The sequence below is a fragment of the Pseudarthrobacter sulfonivorans genome (assembly GCF_001484605.1).
In the GTDB taxonomy this organism is placed as follows: Bacteria; Actinomycetota; Actinomycetes; order Actinomycetales; family Micrococcaceae; genus Arthrobacter; species Arthrobacter sulfonivorans_A.
This window is the reverse complement of sequence record NZ_CP013747.1, coordinates 4793625-4805597: the sequence shown is the minus strand read 5'-3', so window position 1 is coordinate 4805597 and position 11973 is coordinate 4793625. Positions and strand designations below refer to the sequence as shown.

Sequence of the window (11973 nt, the reverse complement as noted above, 5' to 3'; positions counted from 1 at the left end):
CCGAAGCGGAGTCCGGCCGGTAAAGTTGGGACGATGCCTTTTCTCGATAGAATCCAGCGCTGGGCCGAAGAACGCCCCCATGACACCGCCGTCGTGGTGGCGGGCCGGCGCCTGCGCTGGGCTGAGCTCCGGGACGCCGCCGCAGCCGCTCTTCCGGAGACAGCTGCCGTCACCGTCCTTGCCGAGGCCAACTCCGTAGACTTTGCCGTAAGGTTCGCCGCAGCCGTTGCCGGCCGGCGGCAATGCGCCGTCCTGGACCCGACCTGGCCGGAGTCCCTGCACCAGGAGATCGTTCAACGGCTGGCACAGTCGGCCAAGCCCGGCACGGTTTCCGCAGCGGATGCCTTGGCGGACGGGCCGCCGGACTCGACGTTCCTGATCGGACTCACCTCCGGCACCACGTCAGTGCCCAAGGCGTTTACCCGGTCCAGGCAGTCCTGGCGGCAATCCTTTGACGCGTCCGTTGCGTTCTTCGGCCTCGCCCAGGACGACGTCACGCTCGCGCCCGGGCCCTTGTCCGCCAGCCTTAACCTCTATGCCCTGGCTGAGTGCCTCTACGCCGGCTCTGAATTCCAGACGCTGGAGAGTTTCGACGTCGGTGATGTCCACGCCGCCATCACGCACGACGGCGTGACCCGGCTCATCCTCGTGCCCACCATGCTGCGGCTGCTCAGTGAGCGCGGCCTGACCGGTGGCGTGGATGCCTCCGGCATCCGTACCATCATCTGCGCCGGCTCGAAGCTGGACTCACGCACCCTCGAAGCGGCACGGCGCTGGGCGCCGAACGCCACCATCTTCGAGTACTACGGCGCGTCCGAACTGAGCTTTGTCTCCGGTGTGGGGCTGGCGGCGGGGGAGCTCCTGGACGCCGGGGGAACAGGCATCGGACACCCGTTCCCGGGCGTGGACGTCAGAATCCTGGACGATGAGGGTTCCGAACTGCAGGACGGCGAAGCCGGCAATATCTGTGTCCGCAGCGGCATGGTCAGCAACGGCTACCTGTGGGGTGACGACGGCCAGGCGCTGCGCTCCTTCAACGGCTGGTTCACGGTGGGGGACCAGGGCTACCTCGCCGACGGCGAACTGCACATCCTGGGCCGGCGCGCCGACATGATCCTGACCTCGGGAAAGAACGTCTATCCGCACGAAGTGGAACTCGCCCTGGCGGCCGTGCCGGGGGTGGCTGCTGCGGTGGCCGCCGGAATACCCGATGATCTCCGCGGCCAGCGGGTGGTCGCCGGCGTCGTTCCGTCCCATGGCGGAGTCACGGCCATGCAGCTGAAGGCCGGACTCGAAAACATCCTGCCGCGGGACAAGCGGCCCCACCAGTACTTCGCGCTCTCCGAACTTCCCACCACGGACCGTGGCAAGGTCAGCCGGAACATCCTGCTCGACTGGATCGGCTCCCAGGACCCCAGGGCGCGGAACCTTGACCGCTGACCTGCAGCCCCATGGCATGCCGCCCGGCGATGGGCTGCCGGCGGACCGGCAGCCCGTGATCATCGCGGCGCGGCGTACCGCGGTCCGGCGCGCCAACGGTGCGCTGAAGGAACTGCGTGCCCACCAGCTTCTCGCACCGGTTCTGGCCAACCTCCTGGCAGACACCCACGTACCGGCCGAAGAAGTCACGGATGTGGTGATCGGCAACGCCGTGGGCGGCGGCGGCAACGTGGCCCGCCTTGCCCTGCTTGAGGCGGGCCTGCCGGTCGGTGTGCCGGGACTGACCGTTGACCGCCAGTGCGGGTCAGGCCTGGATGCCATCGTTCTGGCCGCCCGGCTGGTTGCCGCCGGCGGCAACCCCGTGTATCTCGCCGGGGGAGTGGAGAGCATCAGCACGGCTCCGCTGCGGGCCCACCGGAACGACGACGGCGAGCCTGACTTTTTTGTCCGGGCCCAGTTTGTGCCGCACAGCTTCGGCGACCCGGATATGGGGGTCGCGGCCGAGAACGTAGCGGCCCGGTTCACGGTCAGCCGGGAGCGGCAGGATGCCTCGGCGCTGCGCAGCCACCAGCGGGCGCTGGCCGCCGCCAAAGCAGGATTTTTTGCCGGCGAGATCACCACCCTGGAGACGTCCGCTGGACCCATCAGCGCCGACGACGGCCCCCGCCCCGGCCTGTCCGCCGCGGTTCTCAAGCGGTTCCCGCCCGCCTTTGTGCCGGGGGGCACTGTCACCGCCGGGAACTCATGCTTCGACGCGGACGCCGCTTCCGCCGTCGTCATCACTTCATTGCAGCGGGCACGGGAACTGGGAGTCACAGACGGGCTCCTGGTGCTGGCCACGGACACCGCCGGTGTGGACCCCGAGCTGCTGGGGATCGGCGCAGCGGTTGCCGCGGAGCGGCTCCTGCAGGCGAGGGGGCTCTCGGCTGCCAGCGTGGACCTGGTGGAATTCAACGAAGCCTTCGCGTCCCAGACCCTGGCCTGCCTGGACCAGCTGGGCATTGATCCGGACCGGGTCAACCTCGACGGCGGGGCGCTGGCATTGGGCCACGCCTACGGGGCGTCCGGGGCCGTACTGGTGACCCGGCTTCTCGCGCAGGCCCGGCGTGCCGGCAATCCTGGATCGTTGGCGCTGGCGCTCATCAGTATTGCCGGCGGCATGGGCACGGCGGCGCTGCTGCGGTACGAGTTGCTGTCCGGCGACCACAAGGCTCCCTAAGCAGCACAGGAAGGACCAAAATCAGTCCTCCGCGTCGCCCAGCCCGCGGGCAGCCAGCGCTTCGCCGGTCTGACGGGCGAAGGCCACGGTGGTGATGAAGACGGGCAGCACGAGGGCACGCGGGTTGCGCTCAAGCCCGCGGGCCCGGGCGGAATCCCTGACGTCTGCAAAGGCGCCGGCGATATACGGGATGCTGCGGAGCATGATGGCGATGGTCAGCGCAAAACGTTCAGGGTCCGCGCCAAGGCGGCGGAATGGAGTGGCCAGCGACACCACGCCGTCCAGGATCCGCTGCATGGGCGTGGTGGCCGTCAACAGGGATGCCGCCACCACGCAGACCAGGATGTTCAGGACAATCCGGGCGGCTGTGGGGGCACCGAGCTGCCACCACTGGAACAGGCCGATGACCACCAGCACCAGGGCAACAGGACGGACAGCACTCACGAGCCGCTGGGCTCCGGCGCCGGTCAGGAGAAAAAGTGCGCCGAGCGCGGCCAGCACCGCGGCGGAGACCAGCCAGTCGACCACCAGGAAAGACACCAGGCCGCAGCCCACCACCAGCAGGAACTTTACTGCCAGCGGCGTCCGGTGGATGACGGAATTCCCCGGGACGTAGTTGGCCAGCAGGAAACCGTGCCCTCTCACGGCGCGGCCAGTCCGTTGGTGACCAGCGCCCGGTACGCGTCCACGGCTGCCGCCGCGCCGCCGTCGAACATCACGCGCCCTGCCTCCACTACGAGTACGCGGTCCATTTCCAGGGCAAGGTCGAGGTCGTGCGTGGACATCACGATCTGCTGGTCGAGGCCGGACAGGGTGCGGCGCAGGAGTTCTCGGTTCCGGAGGTCCAGGAGGGTGGACGGTTCATCCAGCACCAGGACAGCGGGGTTCACGGCCAGCACAGCTGCGAGGGCCATCAGCTGGCGTTCACCGCCGGAGAGTTCGTAGATGCTTTGGTCCGCGAGCGGCAGCAGGCCGAGGCGCTCCAGGGCCGCTTCGGCCAGCCGGCGCCGCTCCGCCCCGTTGCGGACCGGGCGGCGCAGCGAAAGCTCCACGTCCTCGCGCCCTGTGGGCATCACCAGCTGCGACAAGGGATCCGTGAAGACGAACCCCACCTGCCTGCGGACCGCCCGCACGGCCCGGACAGTATCGGCGCCCTCCACCGACACGGTGCCGGAAGTTGGCTGGACCAGGCCGTTTATCAGCCGCAGCAGCGTGGACTTGCCGGACCCGTTGGCCCCGATCACGCCGATGCGCTGTTCGGTCAGCTCAAGCGTGACGTCCTGGAGCAGGGACTTGGGTTCCGGGCGGTTGTCAACGGCAACGGCCACTTCGGCCTGCCGGAATGAAATGGTTGCCATGTCGGGACTAGTTGTTGATCCGCTTCACCCGGCGGACCAGGACGTCGGGAAATGCCCGGTGCAGAGCCACGGCGATCACCGCGGCGAGGATGTTCTTAATCACGTCACCGGGGTAGAAGATCAGGTCTGCGAGGAAGGCTTCACCCAGTGACGCTTTGGTGTTCAGGGCGATCCCGGCAACTCCGAGCGTGTGCACGACGGCGATGCTGGTGACCATCGCCGACGCGAAGAACAACAGCGCCCGGGCACGTGTTGTCCGCCGGATCACCACGGTGGCGAGCCAGCCTACAACGGCTGCTGCGATGGGGAAAGCAATGATGTAGCCGGCCGACGGTCCGGCCAGGATGCCCAGGCCGCTGCGGCCCTGGCTGAAGATCGGCAGGCCGGCCAGGCCCAGGAGGGTGTACAGGCCGACGGCGGCGAAACCCCGGCCCGGGCCCAGCATCAGTCCGGTGAGCATCACCGCAAGGGTCTGGAAAGTGATGGGGATGCCGAACACGTTCGCCGCGATGCCGGGCACCATGGCGGAGCCGGCAACGAGTGCAGCGAAGACGGCGATCAGGCCTAGGTCGGTAGCGTTCCAGCGGTTCCGGAGGCGGGAAGCGGTGCCGTTGACGGCAGTGTCAGTCTGGCTCATGGGGTGTTCCTGTCGTGGTCGTACAAGCGAAGCATGGGGTGATCCTGACGTTACCGGCCGCCGTCGGGCGCCATTTTGTAGGGGACCTACTAAGCGGGAAGCCCGGGACTGACGGCAGGGCACAAACGCTGAGTCAACGCACGACGGCGGTGCTGCGGTTATGGGGTCAAGCTGGGGCCGGTAGACTTGGAAAGGCCGTTCTGTCGGCCATTCTGCCGGCTGCTTCCAGACATCACCCGTTGAGCTGCGGCGTTTCCCTGTTGTGAAAGGCCTTACCTGCTGTGATTACTGTCCAGGATCTTGAACTGCGCGCCGGCGCCCGGCTCCTCATGGACCAGGTGAGCTTCCGCATCGACAAGGGCGACAAGATCGGCCTCGTCGGCCGTAACGGCGCAGGCAAGACTACCCTGACCCGGGTGCTCGCGGGCGAAGGCCAGCCCGCCGGCGGCAAGGTTACGCGCAGCGGCGAGATCGGCTACCTGCCGCAGGATCCCCGGACCCCGGACATGGAACAGCTGGCCCGCGACCGCATCCTCTCCGCCCGCGGCCTGGACATCGCCGTCAACAAGCTCAAGCAGACCCATGAGGACATGGCCAGCGAGGACACGGAGATCCAGCGCAAGGCGATGAACCGCTATGACCGGCTGGAATCCGAGTTCCTGGCCGCCGGCGGATACGCGGCCGAGGCCGAGGCCGCCGCGATCTGCTCCAACCTGGCCCTCCCGGACCGGCTGCTGAACCAGCCGCTCAAGACCCTGTCCGGCGGCCAGCGCCGTCGTGTCGAACTCGCCCGGATCCTGTACTCGGACGCCGAAACGATGCTCCTCGATGAGCCCACCAACCACCTCGACGCGGATTCCATCACCTGGCTCCGCGAGTTCCTGAAGAACCACCAGGGCGGCCTGATCGTGATCAGCCACGACACCGAGCTGCTCGAAGCCACCGTCAACAAAGTGTTCCTGCTGGATCCCAACCGCGCCAAGGTCGACTTCTACAACATGAACTGGAAGCGCTACCTGCTCCAGCGCGAAACGGATGAGCGCGCCCGCAAGCGTGAGCGCGCCAACGCGGAGAAGAAGGCCCAGGTCCTCATCGACCAGGCCAACAAAATGCGTGCCAAGGCCACCAAGGCCGTGGCAGCGCAGAACATGGCCAAGCGTGCCGAACGTCTCCTGGGCGGCCTCGAAGCCGTCCGCGCGACCGACCGCGTGGCAGCCCTGCGCTTCCCGGATCCGTCACCCTGCGGCAAGACCCCGCTAACCGCGGACGGACTCAGCAAGTCCTACGGCTCACTGGAGATCTTCACCGACGTGGACCTGGCCATCGACCGCGGCTCCAAGGTGGTTATCCTGGGCCTCAACGGCGCCGGCAAGACCACGCTCCTGCGGATGCTTGCCGGCGTCGACAAGCCGGACACCGGCGAGGTCGTTGCGGGCCACGGCCTGAAGGTGGGCTACTACGCCCAGGAGCACGAGACGCTCGACGTGGACCGCACCGTCTTGCAAAACATGCGCTCCTCCGCCCCGGACATGAACGACGCGGAGGTCCGCAACATCCTGGGCTCGTTCCTGTTCTCCGGAGACGACGTCGACAAGCCCGCCGGTGTGCTCTCCGGCGGCGAGAAGACCCGGCTGGCCCTGGCCACCATCGTGGCCTCAAGCGCGAACGTGTTGCTCCTTGACGAGCCCACTAACAACCTCGACCCGGCCAGCCGCGCCGAAATCCTCGGGGCCCTGAGCAACTACACCGGCGCCGTCGTCCTCGTGAGCCACGATGAAGGTGCCGTCGAAGCGCTGAACCCCGAGCGTGTCGTGCTGCTGCCTGACGGCATCGAGGACCACTGGAACGAAGACTACCTGGACCTGATTACGCTGGCTTAGTCCCCAACTGCAATGCTTGCGTTCGCTGCGCGGCGTCGGTGATTTCCCGCGTGCTGGCTCGTTCCTCGCCTCTGACGCACGCTACATAAATCACCCACGCCGGTCCGCTCGTGGGCATGTCACGTTTGGGTGAGTCAGAACTAGCGGACTGTTAGTTCTTCGGCGTCTGTGATTCGCTGTAGGTCTTCGTAGGTGATGCTGAACATTGAGTTGTGGTCTCCTGCTCCCGCTCAGAGGACTTTGTGGGCTTTGAGGGAGTCGTCCAGGAGTGTCCTGATCTTTTCGGGGTGGCCTATCGGGGCTACTCCGCCTACTTCCTGGCCCGTGTGGTGCAGGACGAACGTGGCGGTGGCCCGGCGGATCTTTCCTGTTTTCACCGGACCGACAACAAGGCTGTGTCCACTTGGCAGTACTGCCCTTGCTGGTGCGCAATTAGGCACGAGCGAAGTAGCGTGGGTGATTTATGTAGCGTGCGTCAGAGGCGAGGAACGAGCCAGCACGCGGGAAATCACCCGCGTTGCGAAGCGAACGCAACTGACGAAAGCGAACGCAACCACAGGGCGCTTTTTCACTTTCGCCACGGGGGCGGCCACTTCCACACCATGCATGCGTCAGTAGCCCTGCGCGTCCAGGAGTGCGTCTTCCTCTTCTTCGGCGGTGGCCTTCTTGCGCTTGCGGGCTACGGGGGGACGACGGCGGGCGGCGGCAGCCGCTGAGTGGACGGTACTGCCCGAATCCGTCAAGCCTTCTTCGCCCTCTGCGGTGTCTTCGGCGTCAATCGCGGCATTCCTGGCCTGCTGCCGTGCGGCGTACCCGAAGCCCACGAACATCAGCACCCCAAACGCGAACCACTGCAACGAATAGGACAGGTGCGTGCCTTCTTCGGTGGCCGGCTTCGGGAACGGGAACGGCATGTCAGCGGGGGCGGGAGATTCAGACGCCAGCTGCCCGTAAGCGCCGGTGAGTACGGGATAGCCCAATTGGTCCGCGTAAGTGGGGAGATCGATGGAAGCAAGCTGGCCGTCGGGGGCGCCGCGGTCCAACTGCGGCTCGCCGTGCTTGAGGCGGACGACGGCGGTCACGGGTCCGGCGGGAGGCGCCGGGATGGAATCAGGACTGCCCGGGTTCTTGTTGCCGATGGGCAGCCAGCCGCGGTCGATCACCACGGTTTCACCGGTCTCCAGCTTGAACGGGACAACCACCTCATACCCGGGCTGCCCGTTCAGTGGACGGTTGCGGACAATCCGCTGGCCGTCGGGATCATACGTGCCCTGCAGTTCCACCTGGGTCCATTCCTTCGACGGGTCCAGGGCGGAGAACTCGTCCCTCGCCTCGTCGAAGGAGATGGGTGTGGCGGAATAGTTGGTGACCACGCGGTTGATCTCCGCGAGGGTCTCTGCGCGGCGGTCCATCTGCCAGCGGCCGAGGAAGACGCAGGCAGCGGCAAAGATGGCGGCAAGCAGGAGGTATCCCAGCCACTTGCTGGAAAAGAGGAAGCGGTACATTCAGCCGTCCTGCCCTACCGGCGCCCGGCCGGTGTCCTGCCCCGAGTCCAGGACCAGGGTTTCCTTCCAGAGCCCGCGGGTCTGGAGGTAATCTTCCAGCCAGTCACGGTGGTCATCGCAGGCAAGCCAGGTCTTGCGGCGTTCCGGCGTATGGATTTTGGGGTTATTCCAGAGCAATTGCCAGGAAGCTTCCGAGCGGCAGGCCTTGCGGGAGCACATGGCCGCCATAGCCGGCGGCGGACCAGCGGTCCCTGCAGCCAGGTCAAAAATGTTCATGAGGCGCGCCGTTCCTGTCCTTGCGTGGGTTCGTCGTCGTCATCAATGAGCTCGCCCTGGATGACCGCGGACGTGGAGTCGTCCTGTTCCGGCGGCCAATACGTGCTTTCCAGCTCGGCAAGCGGGGCCGAGTCGAGCAGCGAGTCGCTGTGGACCTCCGCCTGGTCGCTGCCATTCGCGATCACCACCGCGATCCACGGGAGGAAGACGGCGCCGGCGACCATTACGAGCTTGAACCAGCCGTCCACCACAAAAATGAGGATGAGGCAGACCATGCGGATTCCCATGGCCACCGCGTACTTGATCATGCGCTGGCGCATGTCCTCCGAGTGGGCGGCCGCCGCGTCCGTAATGCTGTGGACCCCGGAATCCCCGGAGAACCTTTCGGGATCTCCGGGCACGGACTGTCCAGCATGGTTTTCAAGGGTCACGGCTGATTGATCACGCTCCAAAGGCTTGCCTCAATTCTCTCACCATCGTCAGTGGCGCCCAAACGCGGGCTAAGATCGGAGGCAGCAAAATCACACCCCCTTACAACCGCGGCTGCACATGCCGCAGAATCCCGGAGCGTTTTATGTCTGAAGCAGCTACAGCGGCCCGCAGCGTCCTGATCACCGGTGGAAACCGCGGCATCGGCCTGGCCATCGCGCAGGCTTTTGTGGCCAACGGCGACAAGGTGGCCGTGACTTACCGGAGCGCGTCGGAGCTGCCGGCCGGGATTCTGGGCGTGAAGGCCGATGTGACTGACGAGGCCTCTGTGGATGCAGCCTTCGCCGAGGTGGAAGCTGCCCACGGTCCCGTTGAAGTCCTGGTGGCAAACGCGGGAATCACCAAGGACACACTCCTGATGCGCATGAGTGAAGATGACTTCACGTCCGTGATCGACACCAACCTCACCGGCGCTTTCCGCGTCATCAAGCGCGCCTCCAAGGGCATGATTCGGATGCGCAAGGGCCGCGTGGTCCTCATTTCCTCGGTCTCCGGCCTCTATGGCGCGCCGGGACAGATCAACTACTCGGCCTCCAAGGCCGGTCTGGTGGGCATTGCCCGGTCCCTGACCCGAGAACTCGGTTCACGCGGGATCACAGCAAACGTTGTGGCCCCCGGATTCATTAACACGGACATGACGGCGGAACTGCCCGAAGCCACCCAGAAGGGCTACCTTTCCAGCATTCCCGTCGGCCGGTTTGCCGAAGCAACGGAAGTGGCGAACGTGGTCCGCTGGATCTCCAGCGACGAGGCGGCCTACATTTCCGGCGCCGTCATCCCCGTTGACGGCGGACTCGGCATGGGCCACTGACCACAGAACACTGACCGGGAGGCCTATCAAGCAGCAGCGTCGAACGCTTCCCAGAGCCAGGCGATGACCTCGGCGTCGACGTCCCCAGCGGTGTTTAGTTCCAGGTGGTGCATCCATACGCCGTGGGACGGATGGACCACTTCCTTGAACCGGGGCGACTCAACCCGCCGGGAAAGTGCAATGGAGAGAACCGCCGGCACCCCGGTCTTGAGGTGCTGGCGTGGATTCCAGACGTATGCGAAGCCGCGCCGGTTCCGGAAGGCCACCTGGCTGGTGGTGGTGCGCACGGTGGCCGGCACGGCGTTCATGATGGCGTCGTGGACTGCCAGGCAGAGTTGAAGTCCCACCGGCGAGTTGCTGAAGACTTCGTCCGGTGTGGATGCAGTGCCGGCGCTGCCCGTCATAGGGGGAGCATACGCCGGGCTGAACGCCGCCCGGAGCCTTCGCAGAACTAGCCTGACCGGGCTTCTTTGTGGGGGTCAAACAAGCGAATACGGGGCAGGCGCTGGCATGATGGACTGCAGACCTCAGCGATTTAGACGTTTCGAACAAAGGAGCCCGTATGGGACTGCTGGACAACAAAACCGCCATCGTGACCGGATCCTCACGGGGAATCGGCGCTGAAGTGGCCAAGAACCTCGCTGCCGAGGGCGCCGCCGTCGTGGTTAATTACCGCCAGAAGGCGCCGCGCGCCAACAAGGTGGTCGCAGGAATTGAAGCTGCCGGTGGCCGTGCCACGGCTGTGGGTGCGGACCTCACCACCCAGGAAGGCGTGCAGGCCCTGGCCAGCGCTGCCATGGAGAACTTCGGTTCGCTGGACGTCCTGGTGCTCAACGCTTCCGGCGGCATGGAGTCCGGCATGGCAGACGACTACGCCCTGAAGCTGAACCGCGATGCGCAGGTCAACATGCTCAACGCCGCCGTGCCCCTGATGAAGGAAGGCTCGCGCGTGGTCTTCGTGACCAGCCACCAGGCCCACTTCATCAACTCCGTGCCCACCATGCCCGAATACGAGCCCGTGGCCCGCAGCAAGCGTGCCGGCGAGGACGCCCTGCGTGAGCTCCTTCCGAACCTGGCTGAGAAGGGCATCTCGCTGGTGGTTGTGTCCGGCGACATGATCGAAGGCACCGTCACGGCGACGCTGCTGGACCGCTCGAACCCGGGCGCCATCGAAGCCCGCCGCGCCGAGGCCGGAAAGCTCTATTCCGTGGAGGAGTTCGCTGAAGTTGTGGCCAGCATGGCGACCGCGGACGTCGAATCCGGCCACACGGAGTACGCCGGCGGCTCCGACTACTTCGGCAAGGGCGCCGAATAGCATTTCCGGGCACACCTGAAGGGCCGTATTTCCACGCGGCAACCCATCACCATGACGAGCTCCGGGCAGTACTCCTGCCCGGAGCTTTGTCTGTCGCGAAGCAACGGTGAGCCCAGGGCGTTGTCTACGCGAGCAAGGCCGCCTAGGGTTTTGTGCATGGCACAGCAACCAGAGGTGACAGGCCGTAGCTATCCGGCAGGTGTTCCGTGCTGGGTGGACACCGAGCAGCCCGATGTGGAGGCCGCCATGCAGTTCTACGGCGGAATCTTCGGGTGGGAATTCGAGGACACCGCCCCGTCCGGCGGCACCGGCAGGTACGTCATAGCCACCCTTGACGGCCAGGAGGCCGGCGCGATCACGGGCCCCGGAACCGGTGCCGCCATGTGGAACACCTACGTCTCCGTCGACGAAGCAGATGCTGCCGCGCGCCACCTGCTCTCGGTCGGCGCAACACTGAAATCGGCCCCTGCCGATGCGGGCTCAGGAGGCGTCCAGGCAGTACTGGCGGATCCCGAAGGCGCCGAGTTCCGCATCTGGCAGGCCCGCGAGCGACTCGGTGCCCAGGCGGTGAACCTTCCCGGTGGATGGAACTTCAGCGACCTGCACACCACGGACACCGAGGGGGCCATCGCTTTCTACACGAAGGCCTTCGGCTGGCAGTTCGACGACCTCGGCTTCGGCACGATGATCCGCCGCCCCGGTTACGGTGATCACCTTGAGGCCACTGTCGACCCCACCATCAGGGATCGCCAGTCGGGCGACCTGGTTCCCAGCGGTTTCGAGGACGCTGTTGCCTGGCTTGCCGCCGCGGCGCCGGGGGAGCGTCCGCAGTGGCACGTGACGTTTACTGTCGCAGACCGGGACCGTGCGGCGGAGACAGCGGAGCGCCTGGGCGCGGTCATCTTGGGGCAGGACGATAACGAGTGGACGCGCACTGTCCTGATCCGGGATCCCGGCGGAGCCGTCTTCACCGCGAGCCAGTACACGCCGCCCGCGGGCTGAGCGGACCCGGCTGATTCCACCCGGCCAGCGGGATGGAGCCT

General features: G+C 66.2%; 13 protein-coding genes and 1 pseudogene. 6 read left to right on the top strand and 8 right to left on the bottom strand.

The features are described 5' to 3' along the window. Positions 1 to 33: 33 nt before the first annotated feature. Together AU252_RS21895 and AU252_RS21890 are read left to right on the top strand one after the other, a co-directional pair. Positions 34 to 1440, top strand: coding sequence for a class I adenylate-forming enzyme family protein (locus tag AU252_RS21895; RefSeq protein ID WP_058932509.1), 1407 nt, complete (start codon positions 34 to 36; stop codon positions 1438 to 1440). 16 nt (positions 1441 to 1456) lie between these two features. Next, positions 1457 to 2659, top strand: a complete 1203-nt coding sequence (locus AU252_RS21890; protein WP_058933103.1) for a thiolase family protein — start codon at positions 1457 to 1459, stop codon at positions 2657 to 2659. 21 nt (positions 2660 to 2680) lie between these two features. On the opposite strand, the gene AU252_RS21885 is transcribed toward AU252_RS21890, so the two are convergent. The 3 genes from AU252_RS21885 to AU252_RS21875 are packed head-to-tail and all read right to left on the bottom strand — an operon-like array spanning position 2681 to position 4654. Next, complete coding sequence (locus AU252_RS21885) at positions 2681 to 3304, bottom strand: energy-coupling factor transporter transmembrane component T family protein (RefSeq protein ID WP_058932508.1); 624 nt, start codon at positions 3302 to 3304, stop codon at positions 2681 to 2683. Continuing rightward, complete coding sequence (locus tag AU252_RS21880) at positions 3301 to 4017, bottom strand: energy-coupling factor ABC transporter ATP-binding protein (RefSeq protein ID WP_058932507.1); 717 nt, start codon at positions 4015 to 4017, stop codon at positions 3301 to 3303. The genes AU252_RS21885 and AU252_RS21880 overlap by 4 nt, the downstream gene beginning before the upstream one ends. A gap of 7 nt (positions 4018 to 4024) precedes the next feature. Next, complete coding sequence (locus AU252_RS21875) at positions 4025 to 4654, bottom strand: biotin transporter BioY (protein ID WP_058932506.1); 630 nt, start codon at positions 4652 to 4654, stop codon at positions 4025 to 4027. Positions 4655 to 4935: 281 nt separating this feature from the next. Here AU252_RS21875 and AU252_RS21870 point away from each other — a divergent pair, with 281 nt between their 5' ends. Further along, the gene (locus AU252_RS21870) at positions 4936 to 6534 is read left to right on the top strand and encodes an ABC-F family ATP-binding cassette domain-containing protein (RefSeq protein ID WP_056339851.1); all 1599 of its coding nucleotides are present in this window, start codon (positions 4936 to 4938) and stop codon (positions 6532 to 6534) included. A gap of 140 nt (positions 6535 to 6674) precedes the next feature. Here the strand turns inward: AU252_RS21870 and AU252_RS21865 are convergent. The 4 genes and pseudogenes from AU252_RS21865 to AU252_RS21850 form a co-directional block, all read right to left on the bottom strand. Beyond that, a pseudogene (locus AU252_RS21865) lies at positions 6675 to 6905 on the bottom strand (YbaK/EbsC family protein); the annotation flags it as partial. Positions 6906 to 7145: 240 nt separating this feature from the next. Continuing rightward, complete coding sequence (locus AU252_RS21860) at positions 7146 to 8039, bottom strand: SURF1 family cytochrome oxidase biogenesis protein (protein ID WP_058932505.1); 894 nt, start codon at positions 8037 to 8039, stop codon at positions 7146 to 7148. Further along, entirely contained in the window at positions 8040 to 8315 is a 276-nt protein-coding gene (locus tag AU252_RS21855) for a hypothetical protein (RefSeq protein WP_058932504.1), read from the bottom strand. It lies immediately after the preceding gene. After that, positions 8312 to 8746, bottom strand: a complete 435-nt coding sequence (locus tag AU252_RS21850) for a DUF3099 domain-containing protein (protein WP_058932503.1) — start codon at positions 8744 to 8746, stop codon at positions 8312 to 8314. The genes AU252_RS21855 and AU252_RS21850 overlap by 4 nt, the downstream gene beginning before the upstream one ends. A 143-nt stretch (positions 8747 to 8889) precedes the next feature. Here AU252_RS21850 and fabG point away from each other — a divergent pair, with 143 nt between their 5' ends. Continuing rightward, positions 8890 to 9615 carry a 3-oxoacyl-ACP reductase FabG gene (gene fabG / locus AU252_RS21845; protein ID WP_058932502.1) on the top strand — a complete coding sequence of 242 codons (726 nt, stop codon included), beginning with the start codon at positions 8890 to 8892 and terminating at the stop codon, positions 9613 to 9615. A gap of 26 nt (positions 9616 to 9641) precedes the next feature. Here fabG and AU252_RS21840 read toward each other — a convergent pair whose 3' ends face one another. Next, positions 9642 to 10019, bottom strand: coding sequence for a DUF5655 domain-containing protein (locus AU252_RS21840; RefSeq protein WP_058932501.1), 378 nt, complete (start codon positions 10017 to 10019; stop codon positions 9642 to 9644). 158 nt (positions 10020 to 10177) lie between these two features. Between AU252_RS21840 and AU252_RS21835 the strand changes: the two genes are divergently transcribed. Next, a complete protein-coding gene (locus AU252_RS21835) occupies positions 10178 to 10930 on the top strand; it encodes an SDR family oxidoreductase (RefSeq protein WP_058932500.1) in 753 nt (250 codons plus the stop codon). A gap of 156 nt (positions 10931 to 11086) precedes the next feature. Continuing rightward, complete coding sequence (locus AU252_RS21830) at positions 11087 to 11932, top strand: VOC family protein (protein ID WP_058932499.1); 846 nt, start codon at positions 11087 to 11089, stop codon at positions 11930 to 11932. Positions 11933 to 11973 lie beyond the last annotated feature (41 nt).